23 protein-coding genes and 1 tRNA gene are annotated in these 25,795 nt (G+C 64.7%); 16 read left to right on the top strand and 8 right to left on the bottom strand.

Annotated elements, in window-relative coordinates; translation table 11 throughout:
• The first annotated feature begins 65 nt into the window (after window positions 1–65).
• From BJY26_RS00300 to BJY26_RS00270, 7 genes are all read left to right on the top strand, one after another.
• On the top strand, window positions 66–2,501 hold the full coding sequence (locus BJY26_RS00300; protein ID WP_179424680.1) for a DNA polymerase III subunit gamma and tau: 2,436 nt from the start codon (window positions 66–68) through the stop codon (window positions 2,499–2,501).
• Window positions 2,502–2,503: 2 nt separating this feature from the next.
• Window positions 2,504–3,109 carry a recombination mediator RecR gene (gene recR / locus BJY26_RS00295; protein WP_179424678.1) on the top strand — a complete coding sequence of 202 codons (606 nt, stop codon included), beginning with the start codon at window positions 2,504–2,506 and terminating at the stop codon, window positions 3,107–3,109.
• Between the two features lie 151 nt (window positions 3,110–3,260).
• On the top strand, window positions 3,261–4,571 hold the full coding sequence (locus BJY26_RS00290) for an aspartate kinase (protein WP_179424676.1): 1,311 nt from the start codon (window positions 3,261–3,263) through the stop codon (window positions 4,569–4,571).
• Window positions 4,552–5,610, top strand: coding sequence for an aspartate-semialdehyde dehydrogenase (locus tag BJY26_RS00285; protein WP_244953880.1), 1,059 nt, complete (start codon window positions 4,552–4,554; stop codon window positions 5,608–5,610). The genes BJY26_RS00290 and BJY26_RS00285 overlap by 20 nt, the downstream gene beginning before the upstream one ends.
• A gap of 98 nt (window positions 5,611–5,708) precedes the next feature.
• Window positions 5,709–6,608, top strand: a complete 900-nt coding sequence (locus tag BJY26_RS00280) for a metal ABC transporter solute-binding protein, Zn/Mn family (protein WP_179424674.1) — start codon at window positions 5,709–5,711, stop codon at window positions 6,606–6,608.
• Window positions 6,605–7,504 (top strand): metal ABC transporter ATP-binding protein, encoded by a 900-nt coding sequence (locus tag BJY26_RS00275; protein WP_179424672.1) that lies wholly within the window; start codon window positions 6,605–6,607, stop codon window positions 7,502–7,504. The genes BJY26_RS00280 and BJY26_RS00275 overlap by 4 nt, the downstream gene beginning before the upstream one ends.
• Window positions 7,501–8,385, top strand: a complete 885-nt coding sequence (locus BJY26_RS00270) for a metal ABC transporter permease (RefSeq protein WP_179424670.1) — start codon at window positions 7,501–7,503, stop codon at window positions 8,383–8,385. The genes BJY26_RS00275 and BJY26_RS00270 overlap by 4 nt, the downstream gene beginning before the upstream one ends.
• On the opposite strand, the gene BJY26_RS00265 is transcribed toward BJY26_RS00270, so the two are convergent.
• Window positions 8,371–8,844, bottom strand: a complete 474-nt coding sequence (locus tag BJY26_RS00265) for an NUDIX hydrolase (RefSeq protein WP_179424668.1) — start codon at window positions 8,842–8,844, stop codon at window positions 8,371–8,373. The genes BJY26_RS00270 and BJY26_RS00265 overlap by 15 nt on opposite strands.
• Window positions 8,845–8,984: 140 nt before the next feature.
• Window positions 8,985–9,058 (bottom strand) — tRNA-Pro (locus BJY26_RS00260).
• A 137-nt stretch (window positions 9,059–9,195) separates the two neighbouring features.
• Between BJY26_RS00260 and BJY26_RS00255 the strand changes: the two genes are divergently transcribed.
• From BJY26_RS00255 to BJY26_RS00225, 7 genes are all read left to right on the top strand, one after another.
• Complete coding sequence (locus BJY26_RS00255) at window positions 9,196–10,110, top strand: metallophosphoesterase (RefSeq protein ID WP_237248878.1); 915 nt, start codon at window positions 9,196–9,198, stop codon at window positions 10,108–10,110.
• A gap of 127 nt (window positions 10,111–10,237) precedes the next feature.
• Window positions 10,238–12,637, top strand: coding sequence for a transglycosylase domain-containing protein (locus tag BJY26_RS00250; RefSeq protein WP_179424666.1), 2,400 nt, complete (start codon window positions 10,238–10,240; stop codon window positions 12,635–12,637).
• A 211-nt stretch (window positions 12,638–12,848) separates the two neighbouring features.
• A complete protein-coding gene (locus tag BJY26_RS00245; RefSeq protein ID WP_179424664.1) occupies window positions 12,849–15,251 on the top strand; it encodes a transglycosylase domain-containing protein in 2,403 nt (800 codons plus the stop codon).
• A gap of 69 nt (window positions 15,252–15,320) precedes the next feature.
• Window positions 15,321–15,476, top strand: coding sequence for a Sp36 family protein (sp36, locus tag BJY26_RS00240; protein ID WP_179424662.1), 156 nt, complete (start codon window positions 15,321–15,323; stop codon window positions 15,474–15,476).
• Between the two features lies 1 nt (window position 15,477).
• Entirely contained in the window at window positions 15,478–15,960 is a 483-nt protein-coding gene (locus tag BJY26_RS00235; protein WP_179424660.1) for a RidA family protein, read from the top strand.
• A gap of 9 nt (window positions 15,961–15,969) precedes the next feature.
• Window positions 15,970–16,863 (top strand): NUDIX hydrolase, encoded by an 894-nt coding sequence (locus BJY26_RS00230; protein ID WP_179424658.1) that lies wholly within the window; start codon window positions 15,970–15,972, stop codon window positions 16,861–16,863.
• Window positions 16,856–17,647, top strand: coding sequence for an MBL fold metallo-hydrolase (locus BJY26_RS00225; protein ID WP_237248879.1), 792 nt, complete (start codon window positions 16,856–16,858; stop codon window positions 17,645–17,647). The genes BJY26_RS00230 and BJY26_RS00225 overlap by 8 nt, the downstream gene beginning before the upstream one ends.
• A gap of 141 nt (window positions 17,648–17,788) precedes the next feature.
• On the opposite strand, the gene BJY26_RS00220 is transcribed toward BJY26_RS00225, so the two are convergent.
• Window positions 17,789–18,466 carry a Crp/Fnr family transcriptional regulator gene (locus BJY26_RS00220; RefSeq protein ID WP_179424656.1) on the bottom strand — a complete coding sequence of 226 codons (678 nt, stop codon included), beginning with the start codon at window positions 18,464–18,466 and terminating at the stop codon, window positions 17,789–17,791.
• 89 nt (window positions 18,467–18,555) lie between these two features.
• On the opposite strand from BJY26_RS00220, the gene nth reads away from it, so the two are divergent.
• Both nth and BJY26_RS00210 read left to right on the top strand, forming a co-directional pair.
• Window positions 18,556–19,281: an endonuclease III gene (gene nth, locus BJY26_RS00215; protein WP_237248880.1), complete on the top strand. Its 726-nt coding sequence runs from the start codon at window positions 18,556–18,558 to the stop codon at window positions 19,279–19,281.
• Window positions 19,278–19,973, top strand: a complete 696-nt coding sequence (locus BJY26_RS00210; protein WP_179424654.1) for an NUDIX hydrolase — start codon at window positions 19,278–19,280, stop codon at window positions 19,971–19,973. The genes nth and BJY26_RS00210 overlap by 4 nt, the downstream gene beginning before the upstream one ends.
• 7 nt (window positions 19,974–19,980) lie before the next feature.
• Here BJY26_RS00210 and BJY26_RS00205 read toward each other — a convergent pair whose 3' ends face one another.
• The 5 genes from BJY26_RS00205 to acs form a co-directional block, all read right to left on the bottom strand.
• Window positions 19,981–20,385 (bottom strand): phage holin family protein, encoded by a 405-nt coding sequence (locus BJY26_RS00205; protein ID WP_179424652.1) that lies wholly within the window; start codon window positions 20,383–20,385, stop codon window positions 19,981–19,983.
• A 73-nt stretch (window positions 20,386–20,458) separates the two neighbouring features.
• Window positions 20,459–21,772, bottom strand: a complete 1,314-nt coding sequence (gene nhaA / locus BJY26_RS00200) for a Na+/H+ antiporter NhaA (RefSeq protein ID WP_179424650.1) — start codon at window positions 21,770–21,772, stop codon at window positions 20,459–20,461.
• A gap of 114 nt (window positions 21,773–21,886) precedes the next feature.
• On the bottom strand, window positions 21,887–23,173 hold the full coding sequence (locus tag BJY26_RS00195; RefSeq protein ID WP_218852188.1) for an ArsB/NhaD family transporter: 1,287 nt from the start codon (window positions 23,171–23,173) through the stop codon (window positions 21,887–21,889).
• Entirely contained in the window at window positions 23,170–23,670 is a 501-nt protein-coding gene (locus tag BJY26_RS00190) for a CBS domain-containing protein (protein WP_179424648.1), read from the bottom strand. Before BJY26_RS00190 ends, BJY26_RS00195 begins: the two co-directional genes overlap by 4 nt.
• A 95-nt stretch (window positions 23,671–23,765) precedes the next feature.
• A complete protein-coding gene (acs, locus tag BJY26_RS00185) occupies window positions 23,766–25,736 on the bottom strand; it encodes an acetate--CoA ligase (protein WP_179424646.1) in 1,971 nt (656 codons plus the stop codon).
• Window positions 25,737–25,795 lie beyond the last annotated feature (59 nt).

Here is a 25,795-nt window from a genome sequence, read left to right as displayed (position 1 = left end):
TGCCGGGCAGACTGCCGGGCCATTGGCACATGTCGACTGTCAGCCGCACGCGTTAGGGTTGAAGCGTGTCCACAGCTTTGTATCGCCGCTACCGTCCGGATACCTTTGCCGAGGTGATCGGGCAAGAGCACGTCACCGAACCGCTGATGGCGGCCTTGGGTCGGCAGCGAGTCAACCACGCCTACTTGTTTTCGGGCCCGCGCGGGTGCGGCAAGACGACGTCCGCGCGCATTTTGGCGCGTTGTTTGAATTGTGAAAACGGCCCCGTCGCAGTGCCGTGCGGCGTGTGCCGGAGCTGTCAAGATCTTGCGACCGGCGGCCCCGGAAGCCTGGACGTCGTGGAGATCGATGCGGCAAGTCACAACGGCGTCGACGATGCGCGGGACATCCGCGACCGCGCAGTCTTCGCCCCGGCCCGCGACAGGTACAAGATCTTCATCCTGGACGAGGCCCATATGGTCACGACCCAGGGCTTCAACGCGCTGCTCAAGTTGGTCGAGGAACCACCCGAGCACGTCAAATTCGTCTTTGCCACCACCGAACCGGACAAGGTGATCGGCACCATTCGGTCTCGGACGCACCATTATCCGTTCCGACTGGTTCCGCCCGAACGTCTCACCGACTATTTGGCCGAGCTGTGCGACCGCGAAGGCGTGGTAGTCGGAAAAGGCGTGTTGCCGTTGGTCGTGCGGGCGGGCGGCGGCTCGGTGCGCGATTCGTTGTCGGTGCTCGACCAGTTGATGGCCGGAGCCGGCGAGGACGGCGTCGACTACGAACGGGCAGTCGCTTTGCTCGGCTACACGCACGCCTCGCTGCTGGACGACGTTGCGGATGCCTTCGCGGTCGGTGACGGTGCAACTGTGTTCCGCGTGGTCGACCGGGTCATTGAATCGGGACACGATCCCCGCCGATTCGTCGAAGACCTGCTCGAGCGTTTCCGCGATCTCATAGTGATAGCTGCCGATCCCGACGGTGCCGGCGGAATCCTGCGCGCCACACCGGCCGATCAGCTCGAGCGCATGCGCATTCAGGCCAGGAATTTCGGCGCGGGCGAACTCTCGCGCTCTGCCGACGTCGTGAACGCCGGGTTGACCGAAATGACGGGCGCCACCTCGCCGAGACTTCAACTCGAACTGATTTGCGCACGTGTGCTCCTGCCCGGCGCCGACGAAGCCGAACGCGGCACTCGCGCCCGAGTCGACAGACTCGAACGCCGGTTCGGCCTGACGCCGGGTGATCAGTCGATGACGCCGCCGACCGGACGTGCGCAGCCGGAGCCGGCTGCCCGGGCTCAGGATCGGGTCACCCGCGAACCTGTCGCCTCCCAAGCCGCCGCACCGGCGGCGCCCGTCGACTCGCCCGCGCAGGCGGCTCAGCCGACAGTCGACTGGCCGGAACCGGCCGAGCCGGATCCCGTCGAGCCGGGCCCTGCCGAACCGGAACCAGCCGATGACGTGCCAATCGATGCGGAATCGGCCGCTTCGGTCCGAAGTAGTCGGGGTCCGGCCAGTTCGGAACCGGCTGCTTCCGAATTGGGCACGCCCGAACCCGCCGGGCCGGCACCGGCCGGCCCCGCATCGGGTGGAATCGGTCCGGATTCGCAACGCGCCGGGGCACCGGCCGAGGTGGAGACTCTCCGGCGAGCGTGGCCGGACGTGCTCGACCGACTGGCCCGCATCCGTCGAGGCTCGTGGGCTCTTGTATCGCAAAATGCGCAAATTCACGACTTGACCGACGGCGTGCTGACGCTGCAATTTCCCACCCAAGGGTTGGCCGACGCGTTTTCTCGCGGCCAGTACGCCAGCCACGTCACCGAAGCGATTTCGCAGGCAATCGGAATCCCGTGCACTATCAGGTCCGAAGCGGCAGGCGGGGCGGCGGGCTCCGGCCCAAAAGGGGGTAACCCGGCCGGCGGCAGGCCGGATGCAAGCGGGATCGACTGGCCGGACATCGGCCCGCCGATCCCGTCCGGTTCCGCGCCCGCCGGGAGACCGGCCGTCGCCGAGCGCTACGATGCTCCACGCCCCGCGGGCGACTCGCCCGTCGACAATGCCATGCCCCCGGCGGACGGCGCCGGTCCGCCGCCCGACTGGGCGGTGGGTCCGGCTCCCGGCTCCGACCCGGGAGTCGACCCGGTGCAGACCGTCGAATCCAACCCGGTCGCCGGGCACACGCCGTCCGACCCGACCCCCGCGACGTACGACGAGTGGGTTCCGCCCGACGACGGGCCCGAACACGACGGCGAACCGACGGCGAGAAGCGGCACCGGCGGCAGCAACGTGGTCTACCCGGAATTCGGCCGCGCCGATGATACCGGCCCCGCTGATCCGCCGGCCGGACCAAACCCCGACCGGCCGGCCGCTTCGGCGCCCGGTCGGGCCGGCGATACAACCGACGAGGCGAGCGACGACGACCCGGATCAAGACGATTCCGGGCTGTTCGGCGCCGCCGTCGTCGAAAAGATCCTCGGCGGTGTCGTCATCGACGAGGTTGAGGAGTAGGCATGTTTTATGAAGGCGTCATCCAAGACCTCATCGAGGAGTTCTCGCGGCTGCCCGGAATCGGGCCCAAGAGCGCCCAGCGGCTCGCATTTCACATTCTCGGCGCGGACCCGGCCGATGTGGAACGACTGGCCACGGCGCTTCGGGACGTGAAAAAGCAAGCCCATTTCTGTTCCACCTGCGGAAACGTTGCCGTTGACGTCGAGGAATGCGCTATTTGCCGCGACCCCCGCCGCGATCAGACGATCCTCTGCGTCGTCGAGGAGCCCAAGGACGTCGTTGCCGTCGAACGAAGCCGTGAATTCCGCGGCCGCTACCACGTGCTCGGCGGCGCGATCGACCCGATGGCAGGAATCGGCCCGGACGAATTGCGCATCCGCGATCTCATGACCCGGCTGGCCGACGGCGTCGTGACCGAGGTGATCATTGCCACGAATCCGAACCTGGAAGGAGAGGCGACAGCCACCTACCTGGCCCGGATGCTCCACACCCTGGAAATCAAGACGACGCGGCTCGCCAGCGGGCTCCCGGTCGGCGGCGATCTGGAGTACGCCGACGAGATCACGCTGGGTCGCGCTTTCGAGGGCCGACGCCTTCTGGACGTGTGATTCCGGAACGGATTTGCCGCCGTCGCCATCCGCATGCTGGTGCGGGAAGGCGCGTCGTGCGCGCTCATGAGCGCGCTTTCTCGATTAGCCATCACATCTGAAGTCCGTAAACTGGGGTGGGTCCAATACCAACGAATTCCCAGGAGCCTATGTGAGCTTGATTGTGCAAAAGTTTGGTGGATCATCCGTTGCCGATGCCGAATCGATCAAGCGCGTGGCCAAGCGGATCGTCGAAACCCGGCAGGCCGGGCACGACGTCGTGGTGGTCGTATCCGCGATGGGGGACAGCACCGACAACCTGATCGATCTGGCGACAAACGTGTCGCCGGTTCCACCGGCACGCGAGCTCGACATGCTTCTGACGGCCGGAGAGCGCATTTCGATGGCCGTGCTGGCCATGGCAATTGCGAATCTTGGCTTGGAAGCGCAGTCGTTCACCGGCAGCCAGGCCGGCGTCATCACCGACGAATCGTTCGGCCGCGCCCGCATCATCGATGTGACGCCCGGCAGGATCCGTTCGGCACTCGACGCCGGAAACGTGGCGATCGTGGCCGGTTTCCAAGGCGTCAGTCAGGACACGAAGAACATCACCACCTTGGGCCGGGGCGGATCCGATACGACGGCCGTTGCGCTGGCCGCGTCGCTGGACGCCGACGTGTGTGAGATCTACACCGACGTGGACGGCGTGTTCACTGCCGATCCGCGGATCGAGCCGACCGCGTCGAAGATCGACAAGATCAGCTATTCCGAAATGCTCGAAATGGCGGCATGCGGAGCCAAAGTACTCATGCTGCGCTGTGTCGAATATGCCAGGCGGTACAACGTGCCCGTTCACGTTCGCTCGTCGTTTTCGCCGCATCAGGGCACCTGGGTCACGGACGGCCCGATCCCCGATGCTTTCCAGTCCCAGGCCGCTACAACAACCACAGAAGGAGCCGACGTGGAACAGGCAATCATCTCCGGCGTCGCGCACGACCGGTCGGAAGCGAAAATCACCATCGTCGGCGTGCCGGACGTGCCGGGCAAGGCCGCGGAGATCTTCTCCACGGTCGCCGACAAAGAGATCGACATCGACATGATCGTGCAGAACATCTCGATCGCCGCCACGGGCCGCACGGATATCTCGTTCACGTTGTCGAAGTCCGAAGGCCGCCGTGCCGTGGAAGCCCTCGAAGCACTCAAGCCGCGGTCCGGATTCTCCTCGCTCGAATACGACGATCAGATCGGCAAACTGTCCGTGATCGGCGCGGGGATGCGCAGCCACCCCGGCGTCACCGCCGCTCTCTTCGAAGCACTGTCCGGCGCCGGCGTCAACATCGAGATGATCTCGACGTCCGAAATCCGGATTTCCGTCATCACCCGCTCCGACTCGCTCGATGACGCAGTGCGCGCCGCGCATCGGGCGTTCGGGCTCGAAGGCACGGACGGCGAAGCTGTCGTCTATGCGGGATCGGGGCGCTGAAATGGGAATCACCATTGGAGTGGTCGGCGCAACCGGCCAGGTCGGATCGGTCATGCGGCAGCTGCTTGCCGAAAGCGCCATGCCCATTGACCGGGTCAGGTTCTTCGCCTCATCGCGCTCGGCCGGGCGGACGCTGACGTGGCGCGACCAAGAAGTAGTCGTCGAAGACGCCGAAACCGCAGATCCCGACGGACTGAACGTTGCGCTGTTCTCGGCAGGGGGAGCGACATCGCGAGCTCAGGCCGAGCGATTCGCCTCGGCCGGCGCAGTTGTCATCGACAACTCGTCCGCCTGGCGAATGGACCCGGACGTTCCGCTCGTCGTCAGCGAAGTCAACCCGAAAGCGCTCAAAGACGCGCCGAAGGGCATCATCGCCAATCCGAACTGCACGACAATGGCGGCGATGCCGGTCCTCAAGCCGCTCCACGACGAGGCCCGGCTGCGGCGCTTGATCGTCAGCACCTACCAAGCAGTGTCCGGCAGCGGGCTGGCAGGGGTCGACGAGCTGAGCTCGCAGATCAGCGCCGGCGCGCCGTCGGCCGCCAAACTGACATTCGATGGTTCGGCTGCCGATCTTCCCGAGCCGACGGTGTACGCCAAACCGATTGCGTTCAACGTGCTGCCGCTCGCCGGATCGGTTGTCGACGACGGCTCGTTCGAGACCGACGAGGAAAAGAAGCTCCGCAACGAGAGCCGGAAGATCCTTGACCTCCCGGACCTGCCCGTATCCGGTACGTGCGTGCGGGTACCGGTGTTCACGGGGCACAGCTTGAGCATCAACGCCGAGTTCGAGGAGCCTTTGTCCGTCGATTCCGCCGCCAAGCTGTTGGCCGATGCGCCGGGAGTGCGGCTGAGCGACGTCCCCACGCCGCTTGAAGCGGCGGGCACGGACCCGAGTTATGTCGGACGGATCCGGCAGGATCCCGGAGTTCCGGGTGGTCGCGGGCTCGCATTGTTCGTGGCGAACGACAACCTGCGCAAGGGGGCTGCGCTCAACGCCGTGCAATTGGCGGCCTTGGTCGCCGCGCAACTCAGCTAGCGTTAAAAAATCGTCTTATCGAGACCGATTTTCAATTAGGTCAGTATTGCCATATACTTCTTACTGATAATCATTCTTATTAGTAGGAAAGCGTGGTCATGCACCTGAAATCCCTCGTCGCCGCGGTCGGCGCCGCTTCGCTGTTACTGTCCGGATGCGGCGCGGGCGGCGGCGACGACGGAGATGACGCCCAGGTGGCGATAGTGGCGTCCACCAATGTGTGGGGCCAAATCGCTCAGCAGATCGGCGGCGACGCGGTGTCCGTGACGTCGATTATTTCGGATTCGTCGAAGGATCCGCACTCCTACGAGATCACGACAGCCGACAAGCTGCACATGTCCAAGGCCGACTTGGTGATTGAAAACGGGGGCGGCTACGACGATTTCATGAAACGGCTGAGCGATAGCCTGGGCGACGAGGACACGCCGACCGTCAACGCCGTCGCGACGTCGGGAATCACGGCGCACGACGGGGAACTGAACGAACACGTCTGGTACAACGCGCACGCCGTTGCGAAGGTCGCCGATGCGATTGCGGCAAACATCGAAAAGCAGGCCCCGGATGCGAAGAAGCAAATTCACCGCAACCTCGCCCGGTTCAAGTCCGGCACCACGCAGATCGAGAGAACCGAAGCGTCGATCAAGAAAAAATTCGGCGGCGACGCTGTGGCAATCACCGAACCGGTGCCGCTCTACCTGCTTCAGGCCTCAGGTCTGACGAACCGCACGCCGGACGCATTCAGCGAAGCCGTGGAAGAAGGCGGTGACGTGTCGCCGGCCGTTTTGAAGGACACGCTGGCACTCTTCAGCGAGCATCGAGTGTCTGCGCTGTTCTACAACACGCAATCGACGGACGAAGCCGCCGAGCAGGTCAAAAAGGCTGCGCGGAAAAACGGCGTCCCGGTGGTCGGTGTCGCCGAAACATTGCCGAAGGGGAAAGATTATCGTGAGTGGATGACCGACAACCTCGATCACGTGAAGCGGGCGCTACGCCGATGAGCGGACTGTCGACTTGGGCACCGGGCCACGGCGACCCGCAGGACGACGCACGAGAGCGGCGCAGCGGCGTCCGCAATGCTTCGCGCGGCGACGATGCGCGCCCCGAGCCGGCCATCAAACTTGACGGCGCCGGTCTGACGTTCGGCCGGCGCACGCTGTGGCACGATGTCAGCTTCGACGTGCAGCCGGGCGAGTTCCTCGCCGTCCTCGGCCCGAACGGTTCGGGCAAGACCAGCCTGATCAAAGTGCTCCTGGGCAAGCAAGGGCTGAGCGCCGGCACCGCCGAAATCGCCGGCAGGCCCGCCCGGAGCGGCAATCCGAACGTCGGATACGTCCCGCAGCAAAAACAACTTGATTTTCACACCCCACTGCGCGGCCGCGATCTGGTGCGGATGGGGCTGGACGGTCACCGGTGGGGGATCGGACGCCGCTCGCGGGCAATCACCGCAAAGATCGACGGCCTGCTGGACGCCGTCGGCGCGACGTCGTTCGCGGATGCGCCGGTCGGCATGCTGTCCGGCGGCGAGCAGCAACGACTTCGCATCGCTCAGGCGCTGGCCGGCGACCCGAGCGTATTGCTGTGCGATGAGCCGCTGCTCTCGCTCGACCTACATCATCAACGCGTCGTGAGCTCACTGATCGACAGGGAACGGATCGCACGCAACACCGCGGTCCTGTTCGTGACGCACGAGGTCAATCCGGTGCTCGGCCTCGTCGATCGGATCTTGTATCTGGTGGGCGGACGGTTCCGGATCGGCACCCCGGCCGAAGTGATGACCACCGAAACCCTCAGCGAGCTGTACGGCAGCAAGGTCGAGGTATTCAACGTGGGCGGACGGCTCGTCATCGTTGGAGCCGAGGACAATCACGCACATCACGTGGGAGCCGGCGAGTGAACCCGCTCTTCACCTTTGACGACTACGGCGAGCTGCTGGGGCTCGTACACACATCGATCATCGCGGCAGCCCTGCTCGGCATCGTCGGCGGCCTGATCAGCGTTTTCGTGACGACGCGGGACATGGCCTTTGCCGTGCACGGCGTCAGCGAGTTGTCGTTTGCCGGCGCCGCATTCGCCTTGTTGATCGGCGGGGACGTCGTGCTGGGATCGATGGCCGGGTCGGTCCTCGCGGCGGTGATCATCGGGCTTCTCGGCTCGAAGGCTCGCGACCGCAATTCGATAATCGGCGTCCTGATGCCGTTCGGACTGGGATTGGCCATCTTGTTCCTCGCCCTGTATCAAGGCAGGGCCGCCAACAAGTTCGGGCTTTTGACCGGGCAGATCGTGTCGATCTCGCCCGATCAGCTGCGCCTGCTGCTGGTCTGCGGCACGGTTGTCCTGATTGCGCTGGCGGTCATGTGGCGCCCGTTGATGTTCGCCAGCATCGATGCCGACGTCGCTGCGGCCCGCGGCGTCCCGGTTCGCCTGCTGTCCTTGGCGTTCATGGTGGTTCTCGGACTGGCCGTTGCGCTGTCGGTGCAAGTGGTCGGCGTCCTGCTCGTGCTGGCGTTGCTGATCACGCCGGCGGCTGCCGCCATGCGGGTGAGCGCCTCGCCCGTGTGGGTGCCGGTGCTGAGCATGTCGTTCGCCCTGATCAGCTCGGTCGGCGGGATACTGCTGGCGCTGGCCAGTCCCGTCGCGCCGATCAGCCCGATGGTCACGACCATCTCGTTCGTCATTTACCTGATCTGCCGGCTGGTCGGACGGCGCCGGATGGGTAAATTGGCCAGCTGGCGGCGCGCCACCGCCGACCAGGCAGGCGCGTCAGTTGCGGCGTAGGACCGGCGGGGCGTCCGGTGCCAGCGCCCACTGGATCCGCTCGCGATGATTCCGGCTCAGCTCGGGGAGCCCGTCAATCGGAAACCAGTCGACCTCAAGTGATTCGTCGTCGGCCACGTGGGCGGTCCCCGCGACGTAGCGGGCGCGGAACGTGACGGACAGGTAGCGAGCCTGATCGCCGTTCGGATACGTGATCGTGTCATCGGCCAGAATCGACACGAGCCTGTCGACGCGCGCTCGGACGCCCGTCTCTTCGAGGATCTCCCGGAGGATCCCCGGTTCGGGATCCTCACCGGGCTCGAGGATGCCGGCGATGTTTGCCCATTTGCCGTTATCGGCGCGCTTTCCCAGCAGAACCCGGCCGTCGTCATCGAACACGACCGCGCACACTCCCGGCATCCACATCAGATCGTGGCCAATCTTGGCGCGGGTCGCGGTGATGAATTCGGGAATGGGCATGGAGCCAGTCTGGCATGCTCGGCCGCGGTGCCGGCGGCGAGAGGGCCCGCAGCCGAGCGGGCCGGCGTCCGGCATCAGAAACGCCGCCCTCGGCCGAGTAGGCCGAAAGCGGCGTCGATACCGGACGCGGTATCCAAATGTCGGGGTGGCGGGATTCGAACCCACGACCTCCTCGTCCCGAACGAGGCGCGCTACCAAGCTGCGCCACACCCCGAAAAGTCTTCCGCCGGGCGGACGACCTAGACAACAATAGCCCACGAGCCGCCTCGAACGCGAAACCGGGTCCGGGCCGGACGACGCGGCGCAGTGCTGGCGCCGACTCGCAACTGCCGAAATGAAAGGATAGGGCCCGTGAAAACAATCGGATCGGCTCTCGGCGTGACGGCGGCCGTCGGGGCCGGTGCCCTCGCGTGGGCAACGCTCATCGAAAGGCGCTGGTACGCGTTGCGTCGCGTTGACGTGCCGATGTTGCAGCGCGGCGACGCCCCGCTGAGCATTCTGCACGTGTCGGACCTGCACCTGCTGCCGTCACAATCGGACAAACTCGCCTTCGTCTCGTCGTTGGCGGAGCTGCGCCCGGATTTCGTGCTTAATACCGGCGACACGATCGCCGACGCGCAGGCGGTCGGCCCGTTGTTGTCGGCGCTCGAGCCGCTGTTGAAACTGCCCGGTGCTTTCGTGGCCGGGTCGAACGACTATTTCGCGCCCACGCCGAAGAATCCGCTCCGATACCTGCTCGGGCCCTCGAAACCTCCGGAGCGTGAAAAGCCGCGCCGGCCGAACCTGCCGATCGCGCAGATGGAGTACGGGCTCGCCCGGTACGGCTGGCTGAACCTTCGCAACCGGGCCGCCCGGCTCGATGTCGCCGGCCGAACGCTGAACCTGGCGGGCGTGGACGACCCGCACTTGAAGCTCGATGTGTATCCGTACGGGGCATTTGCGGCAGGCCGGCCGGACGGGATCAATATCGGTGTCGCCCATGCCCCTTACCGGCGAATCCTTTCCGAAATGACTGCGGACGGCGCGGACCTGATCTTTGCCGGGCACACCCATGGCGGGCAGCTGTGCGTTCCGGGATACGGCGCGCTCGTCACCAATTGCGATATCGACAGGCGCCGGGTGAAAGGGTTGTCGAGGACGGACGCCGTGAGCGGGCGGTCGGCATGGTTGCACGTGTCCGCGGGGCTCGGCACGTCTCCGTTCGCGCCGGCACGATTTGCCTGCCGCCCCGAAGTGACTTTGCTCACGCTTCGTCCCGTGACGTAGGCTCGGAGACGACCGTGTGCCGGCCGCGCGTTGACGCGGAGGAGGCCGTCCGCACGGGCCGGCCGACCCGGCTCTACCTGACAATTACCTGAAAGACGAGCGCGTCCCCGACCTTTAAGGTGATCGAATGCCACAACCAACTTCGAGCTCCTTCCTGGGGCGAAAAGCCGGGGCGCTGGCGTCGTTCATCGCCGTCAGCTGTATTTGCGGCGTCCTGATCGCCGGGGTCGCGATCCCCGGAGCCGGGATTGCCTCACAAGGGACCAAAGCCGGTGTGGAGGTCTTCAACGATCTGCCGGCATCGCTGCACACGCATCCGCTTGCCCAGCAATCCACCATGTTGGCCAGCGACGGGTCGGTGATCGCGAAATTCTATTGGGAGAATCGGATCGAGAAGCCGCTGGGGAAGATCTCCCGGCACGTCCAGGACGCGACGGTCGCCACCGAAGACAACCGGTACTTCAAGCACGGCGGCGTCGACCTGTCCGGGATCGCACGTGCGGCAGTGCACAATATCGTCTCGCCGAGCACGCAAGGCGCCTCGACGCTGACGCAGCAGTACGTGAAGAACGTGCTTGTGGAAAGCGCGCATTCGAAAGGAAACTCGGACGATGTGGCCGAGGCCACGCAAAGCCAGGGCGCATCGGGCATCGCCCGGAAGATGCGCGAGGCCAAGCTGGCAGTCGCGGTCGAGAAGAAGTTCAGCAAGAAAGAAATTCTGAACCGGTATCTCAACATCAACAACTACAGCGGAAGCCCGAACCAGTACGGCGTGGAGGCTGCCGCTCGGCATTATTGGGGAATCAGTGCCAAGGACCTCAATGTGCCGCAGTCGGCATTGCTGGCGGGCATTGTGCAGAACCCGTCCCAGTACAACCCCGAACGGCATCCCAAGGACGCAAAGGTGCGACGGAACGCCGTCCTGAACAAGATGTACCAGTACGGATATATCTCGGAGCAGGAACGCGACAAGGCGAAGAAGACGGGACTCGACCTTGACATCCACAACACTCCGCGCGGCTGCGTGACGGCCGGAACCAGCGCGTACTTCTGCGATTACGTGCAACGGACCATCGAGACCAACCCCGTGTTCGGCAAGAACGTACGCCAGCGCAAGAACTTGCTCGACCGTGGCGGACTGACCATCAAGACCACGCTGGATCCGTCCATGCAGAGCAAGGCCAAGCACGCCGTGGAGTCGCGGATACCGAACAAGGACTCGTCCGGGCTGGGGCACACGCTCGTGACTGTCGAACCGGGCACGGGCCGGATCATGGCAATGGCCCAGAACCGCACGTACAGCCAGTCGGACAAGCCGACGCGCGGAAGCAGCGCGCTCAACTACAACGTCGACCGCAGGCTCGGCGGCGGCGGAGGATTCCAAGTCGGTTCGGCGTGGAAGGCGTTCGTCCTGGCGGACTGGCTCAAAGAGGATCACCAACTCTACGACAAAGTCGACGCGTCGCGCAGCAACTACTACGGTTTCCGCAGCAGCTGCGACAATCACCGGTACGCCGTCAACGGTTACGGTCCGAAGAACGCCGGCGACAGCGAGGGCAAGAACGGCCCCATGACAGTGCTCGAAGGCACCAAGTTGTCGGTGAACACGGCATTTGCGGCAATGGCCTCGAAACTCGACATGTGCGGAATCCGCGATATCGCGTCGTCGCTCGGCGTGCACACGGGCACGGGTAAGGCACTCAAGGACGACAAGTTGCCCGGCGGTGCTCAGCGGGTACTTTACCCGTCATCGATTCTCGGGTCGGAGAACATTTCGCCGCTGACCATGGCGTCGGCGTACGCGGCATTTCCGGCGGACGGCAAATATTGCCGTCCGGTCGGCATCGACTCCGTTACCGATCGGAACGGCAAGAAGATGAAGGTGCCCGGCGCCGGATGCCATCAGGCAATCGATAAGCACATCGCCGAGACGGTGGGCTGGGCGTTGACGAAAACGTTCGACGGCGGCACGACGGAAGGTCTCGAAATCGGTGTCCCGGCCGGCGCCAAGACCGGCACGACGAACTTCGAGGTCGGCTCGACGTGGACCATTGGCTACACGAAAGGCCTCGCGACGGCTGCGTGGGCAGGGAACCCGTTGAAGAACCAGGACATGAGCGATACCACCATCGGCGGCACGTATTACAGTGCCGTTTACGGTGCGACCATCGCCGGCAAGACCTGGCAGGACTATATGTCGCAAGTCGCTCCGAATCATCCGCACGGGGCCTTTGCCGATCCGGACAAATCGCTTGTCGGCACGCCGCCGGCGCCGCCGCCCCCGCCGAAGGACACGACGGACGACTCCGACAAACCCAGTGACGGCGACTCCGGCGACAAATCCGACGGCGGTGACAACGGGGACAAGTCGGACGGCGGTGACAACGGCGACAAGTCCGATGGCGGAAATAAGTCCGACGGCGGCGACAACGGCGACAAGTCCGATGGCGGCGACAAGTCCGACGGCGGCGACAACGGCGACAAGTCGATTGGCGGAGACAAGTCCCACGGGGGCCACGACGGTTGATTTGCCGCGCGCGACATGGGCGCGACTGCGCGGATCCGGGGTGCGGGTGGACCGGCACGCCCGGGTCAGGCAGGGAAGAGCTCGACAGAGTCACCACCAGGTAACAATGCAGTGACAGTACTCGCATTGCGGCCGCCGACGGCGTGGCGCGGACGATGCAAGGGTGCCCGGCCGACATAGTCTAGCGATTGTGTCCCAGCCTCACTTTTCCATGAGTTCGTCCCCCCGCGTCAGGGCATGGCTGTCCTTTGTCGCGATCAGCGCCGTCGCCGGGCTGCTCGTGGCCGGGATTTCGCTGCCGGCCGTCGGCGCGGCGTCCTCGAGTGCAAAATCGTCCGTTGCGTTTTTCAATTCCTTGCCGGCCTCGCTGAAGGAAGCCCCGTTGGCGCAGCAATCGACAATGGTGGCCAAGGACGGATCGGTGATCGCGAAGTTCTATTGGGAGAACCGGATCGAGGTACCGCTGAAGAAGATCGCGCCGTCCCTGCGTCACGCCACAGTCGATATTGAGGACTATCGCTTCTTCAAGCATGGCGGGGTCGACATCAACGGCATCTTGCGGGCAGCCGTGCACAACGTTCTTTCGCCGAGCACGCAAGGAGCCTCGACGCTGACGCAGCAGTACGTGAAGAACGTGCTCGTCGAAGATGCCCACGCCAAGGACGATGCGGCGCAGGTTGAAGCAGCCACCGACGATTCCGGCTTCACCGGCATTGCGCGAAAGATGCGTGAAGCGAAACTCGCCGTTGCCGTCGAAAAGAAATACAGCAAGAAGGAAATACTGAATCGATACCTGAATATCAATAACTACGGCGGCAATCCGCGCCAGTACGGAGTTGAAGCCGCGTCCCGACACTATTGGGGCATCCACGCCTCGGAATTGAACATTGCGCAGTCGGCACTTCTGGCCGGGATCGTGCAGAACCCGAGCGCTTACAATCCGGAACGGCATCCGAAAGCGGCGTTGACAAGACGGAACACGGTGCTGGGGGAGATGCTCAAACGCGATCACATCACCCGGAAACAACATGACAAGGCAGTGAAAAAGGGTCTCGGCCTGGAAATTCACCGAACTTCCAACGGGTGTGTGGGCGCGGGGACCAGCGCTTTCTTTTGCGCCTATGTGGAAAAAATCATCGAATCGAACAAGGCCTTCGGCAAAACTGCTACCGAGCGGCATAATCTTTTGACCCGCGGCGGGCTGACCATCAAGACGACAATCGACCCGAGGTTGCAGAAGATCGCTCAGCGTACGGTGTCCGGCGCCGTGCCGAACAAGGACAAATCCGGCGTCGGCCATTCGCTCGTCACCGTGCGCCCGGGAAACGGCCACATCGTGGCAATGGTGGAAAACCGCACCTACAGTGTCTCGCCGGACGCCGGCCGCAGCGAGACGTCCATCAATTACAACGTGGACCGGACTCGCGGCGGCGCCGGCGGCTTCCAGGTGGGGTCCACGTGGAAGGCGTACGTCCTGGCCCAGTGGCTCAAATCCGGCAATCAGCTGTATGACCGGGTCGATGCCTCACGGAACTCGTATTACGGCTTCAAAACAAGCTGCGCCAAGCGGAACTACGCCACGCACGGCTACACCTTGAAGAACGCGAACGACAGCGAGGGCCTCGACGGCCCCATGAGCGTGCTCGAGGGCACCAAACATTCGGTCAATACCGCGTTTGCGGCAATGGCGTCGACCCTCGACATGTGCAAGATCCGCGATACGGCCATGAGCCTCGGCGTGCACGACGGCAGTGGCAAACCGTTGAACAAGGTGTACGTCAACAATGTGAAATCGCAACGAGTCCTGTTGCCGTCATCGATCCTCGGCACTATGTCGATCTCGCCGTTGACGATGGCCTCCTCGTACGCGACGTTCGCCGACCGAGGCGTGTATTGCCAGCCCAAGGCCATCACGTCGATCACCGACGGCAACGGCACGAAGCTGAAGCTGCCGCACAAGTCCTGCCACAGATCGTTGAAGAAGGGGATTGCCGACGGTGTGGCGTACGCGTTGACGCAAACGTTCGAGGGCGGTACGACCGACGACTTGAAGATCCCCTACCCGGCCGGGGCGAAGACCGGGACGACGAACTTCGAAGTCGGCGTCGGCTGGCTTGTCGGCTTCACCAAGGGATTGTCGACGGCCGTGTGGACGGGCGATCCGACAGGCAATAATTACGAGCTTGGCGCCGGCCACGTGAAGATCGACGGCAAGTACGTCGGGCCGATGTACGGGGCAACGATATCCGGCCCGACGTGGCAAAAATTCATGACCAAGGCCGGGGGCATGTACCGGCACGCCAAATTCGGTCCGGCGCCGCCCAAGGTCCTGGGTCATCGATACGTCCCTCCCGCCCCGCCGCCCGTCGACGACAGCAGCCCGGAGACGTCGGAGTCACCCTCCACCTCGCCCGAACAACCGAGCTCGCCGGACCCGTCGTCGCCTCCGCCCAGCTCGTCCGATCCGACCTCGAACCCGCCGACTTCGGACAAGCCAAGCAGCCCGCCCGCCGAATCGAAGAAGCCCGCGCCGCCGTCGTCGAACGACGGAGGCAAGGACATCGGCGGCAAGGGATCGAATCCGGGGAAAACCAGCGGCGGCAAGGATGACTGAACGGCGCCGATAGTTGCAGTTTGACTCCCGCCGGTGGTTCTCGTCACGCGCTCGGACTAGGGTGAAGATATGACGAAATGGGAATACGCCACGGTGCCGCTCATCGTGCATGCGACCAAACAGATCCTCGACCAGTGGGGCGAAGACGGATTCGAACTCGTCCAGGTTGTCCCCGGGCCGGCCGGGGAGAACTTGGTGGCCTATATGAAGCGTGAGAAGGACTGACATGGCCTCTGTTGAATCCGCGATCGCCGACCTCGGGCTGGCCCTCCCGGAGGTAGTCCCGCCAGTCGCCTCGTACGTTCCGGCGGTTGTCAGCGGCGACTACGTCTACACGGCGGGACAACTGCCGATGATCGACGGAAAGCTCGGCGCCGTCGGCAAGGTCGCGGCAGAAGGCGGCGACGGGGTCGTGGATCAGCAGACCGCTGCGGACATGGCGCGGGTCTGCGCCTTGAACGCACTGGCCGCGGTCAAATCCGCTGTCGGCGATCTGGACAAGATAGTACGCGTGGTCAAGGTTGTCGGATTCGTCGCTTCGGATCCGTCGTTCACGCAGCAGCCGCAGGTGGTCAACGGGGCGTCGGACTTGCTCGGCAAGGTCTTCGGCGACCGGGGCGTGCATGCACGGTCCGCGGTGGGCGTGGCAGTGCTGCCGATGAACGCCCCGGTCGAAGTCGAGTTGATAGTGCAAGTGGAGCCCAGCTAGCAGGCGGTCATGGCTATCGAATACATGCGCTCGCGATCGTTCGACGTCCCTCCCGATCTTCAGGACAAGCTCGATGCCTGGGACGACGAGGACGACGTGCCCGAGCCCGTTCCGGCCAGGGAGGCGGCCACCGTCGCGTTGGTACGCGATTCGCCGCGCGGAGTCGAGGTCTTCATGATTCGGCGGGCTACCTCGATGGCTTTCGCGCCGGACCGGATGGCGTTTCCGGGAGGCCGCGTCGACCCATCGGACCGGGAAGAAGTGCCGTGGAGCGGGTGGACGCCGGCGCGCTGTTGCAAGAAGATGGGCTTCAACGACGCGGAAGCGGCCCGCAGCGCCATCATCGCGGCAGTACGCGAAACCTACGAAGAGTGCGGAGTCCTGCTGGCCGAGACCGCCGACGGCGACCTGGTCAGCGACCTGACCAGCAAATCGTGGGCTTCCAACCGGCCGGCGCTTGAAACCCGGGAAATGGACTTTGCGACGTTCTTGCGCCGTTCCGAACTGGCCCTGCGTGCCGATCTGCTCCAGCCGTGGTCCCGCTGGGTCACTCCCGAGCGCGAGCATCGTCGATTCGACACCATGTTTTTTGCCGCCGTCCTCCCGGCCGGCCAGCAAGCAGTGGCCGATTCGGGCGAGACGTCGTGGGGCGGCTGGATCCTGGCCGAGGAAGCCGCACGACAGGGACGTCAAGGCGGCGGAGCAGTGATGCTTCCGCCGACTCTTGTCACGCTTGAAGAGATTGCTCGAATGCCCAGCGTGGGGGCTGTGATGAGCCGGGTCAGCGACCTGCAGCCGATCACGCCGCGGCTTGAGCGGTCGGATGGACGATGGGCCATCACCGTCGAACTGCCGGGCCGCCCGGCGCCGGTTGAAAAACACATGGGGGTGCCGTATGTCTAAGTTGCCGGAAAACGTCTCGCATATCCTCGCGCCGAACAAGTCAGCGATGACTTTGCAGGGGACGAATACCTGGGTGATTTTCTCCGAGGACGAGAAATCCGCGGTGCTGATCGACCCCGGCCCCGCCATCGACGAGCACATCGACGCGTTCCGCAAGGTCGTGCGCGACCGCGGAGCGACGTTGCATTCGATAATCCTCACCCACATGCATCTCGACCATTCGGAAGCGCTGAAGACCGTCTCCGAGTGGGCGCCCGGAGTACCCGTGTACGCGGTGTCCGAACAGTTCCGCGTCAACACGAACGCCGTCATAGATTGCGACGAGCTGCGATTCGGCGAAGGAGACGGCGACTGGCTGCGGTTCTTGCGAACTCCGGGGCACACCTACGATTCGCTCAGTGTGATCACACCGGACGGGACCCTCTTTACCGGGGACTCCGTCCTCGGGCTCGGCACCACCGTCGTTTCGTATCCGGACGGCTCATTAGGGGATTACCTGGCGAGCCTCAGCCGGCTGAACGCCCTGGCCCACCACCTCGAAGTGAAGGTCATTCTTCCGGGGCACGGCCCCGTCATCCACGAACCGATGGTGGCGCTCAGTAACTACCTGCGGCACCGCAATGCGCGATTGGAACAAGTGCGCGCAGCCTTGGCGGACGGTGCGAAAACGCCGCAGGACGTGTATGACATCGTTTACGGGGACACCGACCGGAACGTGCATGACGCCGCCATCCAATCGATCAAGTCGCAGCTGGAGTATCTCCGCCGCATTCACGAAGCCTGACGCCTCCTGTAGGAGCCCCCTTCCGCCGAGTGGTGGCGAATGGCTGCGAAATCATCGATTTCGCAGCCATTCGCCACCACTCGGTGCGGGCGGGCAGCCATTCGCCATCACTCGGTGCGGGCGGGAAGCGAGACCCGGACTCTACCGGGCGCGGGAGGTCATCCGTTCGACGTCGAGCAGGACGACGGCGCGGGCCTCCAACCGGATCCATCCGCGCGCGGCAAAGTCGGCAAGCGCCTTGTTGACCGTTTCGCGCGAGGCACCGACCAGCTGGGCGAGTTCTTCTTGGGTGAGCTCGTGGGCGACGAGGACGCCGTCCGCTGCGGGCCGCCCGAATCGGTCGGCCAGATCGAGCAGTGCCTTTGCCACGCGGCCCGGCACGTCGGAGAAGACCAAGTCGCCGACCGTGTCATTGGTGCGTCGCAGCCGGGCGGCAAGGGCCTGCAGCAGATTGCGAGCGGCCTCGGGCCGGCCGTCGAGCCAGGTCATGAGGTGGTTGTTGGCCAGGCCGAGCAGCGTGCAGTCGGATACGGCAGTCACTGTCGCAGTGCGGGGGCCCGGATCGAACAGTGAGAGTTCGCCGAACATCTCGCCGGGTCCGAGGATCGACAGCAGATTCTCGCGGCCGTCCGAAGCGGTCCGTCCGAGCTTCAGCTTGCCGGTGACTATCACGTACAGTTCGCTGCCGGGATCGCCTTCGTCGAACAAGACCGAGCCGCGATCAAGCGTGCTCGTCGTCATGAGCTCCAACAGCGCTCCGGTCGCCTCGTCACCAAGCCCGGAAAAAAGCGGCGCTTTCCTTACGACCTCAATATCCACATTGCCTCCTCAAGCCTCGTCGTATCTCATCTTGCCGTACCGACCCCGCATTGGAAAAGCCGCATGGCCGACGTCTTAAGCTATTTATCGTGGCCACTACCGAAAAATCGCAATCCGAGACACCGTTGGCGAAAAAGCGGCGGGCACGACGGATCAACAGGGAACTCGCACAATTTTACCCGTATGCGCGCTGCGAACTCGATTTTGCCGATCCGTTCCAACTCTTGGTGGCCACGGTGCTGTCCGCTCAGACCACCGACGTGCGCGTCAACCAAGTGACTCCTGCCTTGTTCGCCGCATACCCGGGACCGGCCGAACTGGCAGCGGCCGACAAGGCCGCCGTGGAATCGCTGGTGCGTCCCACCGGGTTCTTCCGGTCCAAGGCCGATAAGATCCAGCGACTTGCCGCGGCGATAGTGCACGATTTCGGCGCCGAGGTACCGCAGGGCCTCGACGACCTGGTGACTCTGCCCGGCGTCGGGCGTAAAACGGCGCACGTCGTCCGCGGCAACGCCTTCGGATTCCCCGGGCTGACCGTGGACACGCATTTCGGCAGGCTCGCCCGCAGGCTGGGCTTCACGACGTCCGACGATCCGGTGGTCGTCGAACGCGACGTGGCGGACCTGTTCGACCGGAAGGACTGGACAATGCTCTCGCACCGGCTGATCTTCCACGGACGCCGGATTTGTCATTCCCGCCGTCCGGCGTGCGGCGCCTGCCCGATCGCCTCCCTGTGCCCCTCGTACGGGATCGGCGAAGTCGACCACGAGGCGGCCTTGAAGCTGCGCCGATTCGAGCTGGCACCCGGTCAATGACGGCCTGTCGGCCCGATCCGATCGCGGACGCCGTTGCCGGGCTTCCCGAGGCTCCGCCCGATCCGCGGTGGGAGACCATGCGCCGGGTGCCGGTCGGCACGCGGGCGCGCGACGCGGCGGTGCTGATGCTGTTCGGCAGAGGGACGGCTCCCGTCACGGACGGCGGCCGGCGCGCCGTCCGGACAATGGCGCGGCAATGGGCGGACGCCGATGTCCTGTTGTTGCAGCGGGCCGGCGGGCTGCGCCACCACGCCGGTCAGGTCGCGTTTCCGGGCGGCGGCGTGGACGCCGCGGACGGCGGGCCGGTGGACGCGGCACTGCGGGAGGCCGAGGAGGAAACCGGAGTCGAGCCGGCCGGTGTGGACGTGCTGGGCACCTTGACGCCGCTTTACATTCCGCCGAGCCGATTCCTGGTCACGCCCGTGCTTGCTTGGTGGCGCGAGCCCGGAGCGGTGCACGTGATGGACGCGGGGGAGTCCGAGTCGGTGCACCGGGTGGCGATTCCGGACCTGATCGCCGCCGAAAACCGCGGCGTGTTCACCGGCCGGACCGGCTTCACGTCGCCGGCGTTTACCGTCGGCACGCTGGCGATTTGGGGGTTCACCGCCACGCTCTTGGATTTCGCCTTCGACCGACTCGGATGGGCCGCCGAGTGGGACAGCAACCGCACTATCGATATCGACGTGCCGTAGCCGGTTGTCAGACCTGCGGCCCGCTGGGGTTCTTGGCAGCGGACTTGACGGCGTTCAACGTCGACTTGGCGCCGTTGATGGCCTGGGTGGGTACTGGCTTGCCCTTCTTGAGGAACGGCAGGCCGATGAGCGCCAGGATGGCGCCGAGCACTATGAGTGCGACGCCGATGATCAGGAATGACAGCCACCAGGCGAGGCCGGCGGCGTGCAGCCCGGCTGATGCTGCAAACAGTAGGATGATGACGGCTAACAGGACGAAGAACAAGGCGCCGACCAGCAGGCCTCCGCCAATGCCGAGCTTTGTCGCACCCGACTTGACCTCGGCCGTGGCAAGCGACTTCTCCTCTTGAGCCAGCGTTTTGAAGTCGCCGGTGATCTCGCGGAGGATTTGCTTCAGCGACCGCTGTGCCATGATGAGCTCCGTTCTGCGGGGAGTGTTACCGCTCTTAGCCTAATGTCCGTAGGCCATTCTTGCATGGAGGCAGTTAGCGCTCCGCGCCGTCCCGGTAAAACCGGTTGCGCCGCCGCAGCACTGCTGCCCCGAGCAGCGCTGCGGTCAATGATGCGGTGAGCACCCCGAATTTCACGTATCCGGCTCGCTCGCCCGTGCCGAACGACAGATCGCCGACCAGCAGTGAGACGGTGAATCCGATCCCGCCCAGCAGCGCGACGCCGAGAATGTCGACCCAGGCGACCGACTTGTCCAAGGTGGCGTGCGTGAGCTTCACGGTGAGCCACGTTCCGCCGAAAATGCCGATGAATTTTCCGACCACCAGCCCGACGACTACTGCGTAGAAGACACGATCGGTCAAACCGCCCGCCAACCCTCCGCCGACGAGCGCCACGCCCGCCGAGCAGAAGGCGAAGATCGGCACCACGATGCCTGCCGACAACGGCTCGATGACTTCCAAATACCTGTCGGCCCGTGACGCGCCGGTGTCGGATTCGGCCGACGTGCCGGATTCGGCCGACGTGCCGGAATCGGCCGATGTGCCGGGGTCGGCGGACTTGTCGGACCCGCCGGGGCGGACCGGCACGGTGAATCCAATGAGCACGCCGGCGATTGTGGCGTGCACGCCGGACGCGAACATCGAATACCAGGCCAGAAGAGCCAGGACGATCAAGACGGCGGCCTTGAGAGGACCGGGTATGCGGCGGACCCGCACGAGCAACGCGAACAGGCCGACGGGAACTATCGTGAGTACAAGAAAGCCGATGTGGATCGTCGACGTGTAGAACACGGCGATGATGACTATGGCAATTAGGTCGTCGACGACTGCCAGGGTAAGCAGAAAGGACCGGACGGCACGCGGCAGGTGCGAGCCGATCACTGCCAGCACGGCTAGTGCGAAGGCGATGTCGGTGGCCGCCGGGATCGCCCACCCCTGCATGGCCACCGGGTCGCCGGCGGTGATCAACAGGTACGCGGCTGCCGGCACCGCGACGCCGCATGCCGCCGCGACGACGGGAAGCAGCGCTTGCCGGGGGTTTCGCAGATCGCCGACCAGCAACTCGCGTTTGAGTTCAAGACCCGCGACGAAGAAGAAGATGGCCAGCAGCCCGTCCGACGCCCAGTGCGTGACGGACAGGTGTAAGCTGAGAGTTTCCGGACCGAGACGGAACTCCATCAGCCGCTGATAGGCGTCGCCGGCCGGCGTGTTCGCCCAAATGAGTGCGGCAACGGCCCCGGCCAGCAACAGCAGGCCGCCAATGGTCTCGGTGTGCAGGGATCTGTCGAGTTCACGTGCCTGTTTCAGGCGGGCGAATACGGTGGGACGGGCAGTATTTGGTTCAGGCATGGCACTCCGGTCGACGGTTCACACTCGGCCTTTGCGCCGAGCGGCCGACCAGACTTCCCGGCTCACCAGATTCCAGGCTACAGGAGGCAGGCGGGCTCTCGCGACTTCCGGCCGTCAGAGGTAATAGCGCAGCCAGATGTACGGCACGCAGACCGCGATGGTGATGCCGGTGACTATCAGCCCGCATTTGGTGAAACGCCAGAACGAAATGTCGTGACCGTTGCGTTTGGCGATTCCGACGACTACCACGTTGGCGCTGGCGCCGATCGCCGTCGCGTTCCCGCCGAGATCCGCCCCGAGAGCCAATGCCCACCACAGGGGGTGCGCGGCAGCGCCCCCGGAGTGTACGAGGTTGGCAGTGATCGGGGCCATCGTGGCGACGTAGGGGATGTTGTCGACCACTCCGGAGACGACCGCCGATCCGACAAGCATCCCGATGGAGGCGCCAAAGAAGTTGTCGCCGACCAAGTCGGACAGGGCGCGGCCGATTTCGTCGATGATGCCGAGGTTGACCAGCGATCCGACCATGGTGAACAGCCCGGCGAAGAACAAGAGCGTTTCCCATTCCACGTCGCCGAAGACCTTGCGGTTTTCCAACCGGGTCAAGGCAATCAGCAGGCCCGCCCCCATCATGGCGACTATCGCGGGGCTCAGTCCGAGAACCGGGTCCAGAACGAACCCGGCAAGGACGAGAACCAGCACGGAGAGCGATTTGACCAGCAGCCGCTTATCGCCGATGGCTTCGGCCGGGTTCAGCTCCATCACGCGTGCGGCACGTTCGGGGTCGTACTGGAACGCCTTGCGGAACATGATGCGGCTGACTACCAGGAAGACCAGCACCAGCACAGCGATCAAGGGCGTGAGATTGAGCAGGAAGTCGTTGAAGGACAAGCCGCTGCGACTGCCGATGATGATATTGGGCGGATCGCCGATCAGCGTGGCCGTGCCGCCGATATTGCTGGCCATGACCTCGGCGATCAAGTAGGGGATGGGCGGCACGGCGAGCCGTTCGCACACCAGGAACGTGACGGGGGCGATGAGCAGCACCGTCGTCACATTGTCCAAGAATGCCGAAAGTACGGCAGTGATGACCACCAACATGACCATGATCCGGAAAGGGCGCCCTCGTGCTTTCTTGGTCGCCCAGATGGCGACGAATTCGAAGACCCCCGTATGCCGCATGATTCCGACGATGATCATCATGCCGAGCAATAGGAAGATGACGTTCCAGTCGATGCCGCTGTCTTCGGAGAAGAACAGGGACTTGTCATCGGTTGCGCCGATCATGACCATTGCTGCTGCGCCGCCCAAGGCGACCGCCACGCGCGGGATCTTCTCGGTCGCGATCAGGACGTAAGCGGCAATGAAGACGGCCAGAGCCAGTGCAATCTGAACGCTCACCGGCCGGTTGTCCTATCCGTGTCGTCCGATGGGCGGGAGTCGAGGAAGGCATCGAGCACGGCGCCGAGGGTGACGAAACCGGGGCTTTCGGCCGGGGTGCCGGCAACGTAGGCGACGGGGAGGTGCGCGTCGAGCATCCGCGCAGCGACTTCCATGACTGTCGCGTCGGCGTCCACGGTGAGGATGCTGCGGACCGTGACGCCCTCGTCGTCGACGAGATCGCCGATCGTGCGGCGGTCGATGGCCGCCCACCGTTCGGCGCCGCCGGTATCGTCGATCACCCCGGCCAGCGACTGGTCATCGAGTACGTAGGTCGGCAGCATCAGCCGTAGGATGTCGACGGCCGCCGCGATCGCCAACGGGGCGCCCGTTTGACCGGTGATGACTATTGCCGAAGCACCGTCGGCCGCGATGAGACGGGCCGCTTCGGTGACGGGGGTGGTGCGCCCCACAGTGGGCAGGGCGGTTTGCAGGTCGTGGGCGCGCACGCGTGCCATCCTTTCATGATCCGGCGGGACACTGCCGCCGAGGAATCAGACGAAAAGGGTGCGCAGGCGACGCCGTCACCCGCGCACCCTCGGCCGAAACCGGCTCAGCCTTCCGGCTTGGCCGTCTTCAACCCTTCCTGGATGAGATCCATGACCGAGCTGTCGGCAAGCGTCGAGGCGTCGCCGACCTCGCGGTTCTCGGCCACGTCTTGCAGGAGGCGGCGCATGATCTTGCCCGAACGGGTCTTGGGCAGCTCGCTGACGACCAGAATGCGCCGCGGTTTGGCGATCCCGCCGATCTCGTGCGCCACGTGATCGCGCAGTTCCTTCACGAGGGCGTCACCGGAATCGCTGGCGGTGCCGCGCAGGATCACGAACGCGACGACGGCCTGCCCGCTGGTGGCGTCCGCCGCACCGACGACAGCCGCCTCGGCGACTTTCTCGTGCGATACGAGCGCCGACTCGATCTCCGTGGTGGAGAGCCGGTGGCCCGACACGTTCATCACGTCGTCCACGCGGCCGAGGAGCCAAATGTCGCCGTCCTCGTCCTTTTTCGCGCCGTCGCCGGCGAAATAAATGCCGGGGAAACGCGACCAGTACGTCTCTTTGAACCGCTCCGGATTCTTCCAAATGCCGCGCAGCATCGACGGCCACGGTTCGGTGAGCACGAGGTAACCGCCGCCGCCGTCCGGCACCGGATCCCCCTCGTCGTCCACGACATCGGCTGAGATGCCCGGCAATGGGACCTGCGCCGAGCCCGGCTTGGCGTCCGTGACACCCGGTAGCGGCGAGATCATGATGGCGCCGGTCTCGGTCTGCCACCACGTGTCCACCACGGGCGTGCGATCTCCGCCGATGACGTGCCGGTACCAGATCCACGCTTCGGGGTTGATCGGCTCGCCGACCGAGCCGAGGACGCGCAGCGACGACAGATCGTACTTCGCCGGAATGTCCTCGCCCCATTTCATGCACGTGCGGATGGCCGTCGGCGCCGTGTACAAGATCGACACGCCGTACTTTTCGACAATCTCCCACCAGCGGCCCTTGTGCGGCGTGTCGGGTGTGCCTTCGTACATCACCTGCGTGGCGCCGTTCGCCAACGGGCCGTACACGATGTAGCTGTGTCCGGTGACCCAGCCGACGTCGGCGCTGCACCAGTAGACGTCCGATTCGGGATGCAGGTCGAATACGTTCTTATGCGTATAGGCGCACTGGGTGAGGTATCCGCCGGTGGTGTGCACGATGCCCTTGGGCTTACCGGTGGTGCCGGACGTGTACAAGATGAACAGCGGGTGCTCGGAGTCCATGGCCTCGCACGCGTGCTGGTCGGACGCGCTGTCGACGACGTCGTGCCACCACAGATCGCGGCCCTCGGTCATCGTCATCTCTTCGCCGGTGCGGCGGACGACGACGACGTTCGTCACGCTTGGTGCGCCGCTCGCCAGCGCGTCGTCAACCGCCGGCTTCAGGGAGGACGGAGCACCGCGACGGTAGCCGCCGTCGGCAGTGATCACGAGTTTTGCCTCGGCGTCGAGGATGCGCGAATTCAAGGCGTCGGCCGAATATCCGCCGAAGACCACGCTGTGCGGGGCGCCGAGCCTGGCACACGCCAGCATGGCGAAGACCGTCTCGGGAATCATGGGCATGTAAATGGCGACCCGGTCGCCCGCGCCCACGCCGAGATCGGCGAACGCGTTGGCGGCCTTGTTCACTTCCCGTTGCAGATCGGAGTAGGTGATGGTGCGGGTGTCGCCGGGCTCGCCTTCAAAATGGATGGCGACCCTGTCGCCGTTGCCGGCTTCGACGTGCCGATCAACGCAGTTGTACGCGGCATTGAGCTTGCCGCCGACGAACCAGCTGGCGGTGGGAGCGTCCGACCAGTCGAGAGTTTCGGTGAAATCGGTGTCCCAGGTCAGCAGCTTGCGCGACCAATCGGCCCAAAACCCCAGCCGGTCGGATTTTGCCTGGTCGTAGAGTTCGGCGCCGGCCACCGCATGGCGAGCGAATTCATCGCTCGGCGGGAAATGACGCTCTTCATGGAGCAGGTTCGACAGACCGGTGTTTTCTTCAGCCATAGCTCGCCTTCCTCTTGATGTATGTGATTGACATTACTCCGTGGTCTACGACCATAGTC

This window comes from Spelaeicoccus albus (genome assembly GCF_013409065.1).
Classification (GTDB): domain Bacteria; phylum Actinomycetota; class Actinomycetes; order Actinomycetales; family Brevibacteriaceae; genus Spelaeicoccus; species Spelaeicoccus albus.
Note: the sequence above shows the minus strand (reverse complement) of the source record. Positions and strands in the feature narration are given on the sequence as shown.

Bases quoted from the DNA above. Each gene is read 5' to 3' on its own strand.
- recR (WP_179424678.1), top strand. From the start codon at position 2,504: ATGTTTTATGAAGGCGTCATCCAAGACCTCATCGAGGAGTTCTCGCGG.
- BJY26_RS00285 (WP_244953880.1), top strand. From the start codon at position 4,552: ATGCGGGATCGGGGCGCTGAAATGGGAATCACCATTGGAGTGGTCGGC.
- BJY26_RS00280 (WP_179424674.1), top strand. From the start codon at position 5,709: ATGCACCTGAAATCCCTCGTCGCCGCGGTCGGCGCCGCTTCGCTGTTA.
- BJY26_RS00275 (WP_179424672.1), top strand. From the start codon at position 6,605: ATGAGCGGACTGTCGACTTGGGCACCGGGCCACGGCGACCCGCAGGAC.
- BJY26_RS00265 (WP_179424668.1), bottom strand. From the start codon at position 8,844: ATGCCCATTCCCGAATTCATCACCGCGACCCGCGCCAAGATTGGCCAC.
- BJY26_RS00250 (WP_179424666.1), top strand. From the start codon at position 10,238: ATGCCACAACCAACTTCGAGCTCCTTCCTGGGGCGAAAAGCCGGGGCG.
- BJY26_RS00245 (WP_179424664.1), top strand. From the start codon at position 12,849: ATGAGTTCGTCCCCCCGCGTCAGGGCATGGCTGTCCTTTGTCGCGATC.
- sp36 (WP_179424662.1), top strand. From the start codon at position 15,321: ATGACGAAATGGGAATACGCCACGGTGCCGCTCATCGTGCATGCGACC.
- BJY26_RS00235 (WP_179424660.1), top strand. From the start codon at position 15,478: ATGGCCTCTGTTGAATCCGCGATCGCCGACCTCGGGCTGGCCCTCCCG.
- BJY26_RS00230 (WP_179424658.1), top strand. From the start codon at position 15,970: ATGGCTATCGAATACATGCGCTCGCGATCGTTCGACGTCCCTCCCGAT.
- BJY26_RS00225 (WP_237248879.1), top strand. From the start codon at position 16,856: ATGTCTAAGTTGCCGGAAAACGTCTCGCATATCCTCGCGCCGAACAAG.
- BJY26_RS00210 (WP_179424654.1), top strand. From the start codon at position 19,278: ATGACGGCCTGTCGGCCCGATCCGATCGCGGACGCCGTTGCCGGGCTT.
- BJY26_RS00205 (WP_179424652.1), bottom strand. From the start codon at position 20,385: ATGGCACAGCGGTCGCTGAAGCAAATCCTCCGCGAGATCACCGGCGAC.
- nhaA (WP_179424650.1), bottom strand. From the start codon at position 21,772: ATGCCTGAACCAAATACTGCCCGTCCCACCGTATTCGCCCGCCTGAAA.
- BJY26_RS00190 (WP_179424648.1), bottom strand. From the start codon at position 23,670: ATGGCACGCGTGCGCGCCCACGACCTGCAAACCGCCCTGCCCACTGTG.
- acs (WP_179424646.1), bottom strand. From the start codon at position 25,736: ATGGCTGAAGAAAACACCGGTCTGTCGAACCTGCTCCATGAAGAGCGT.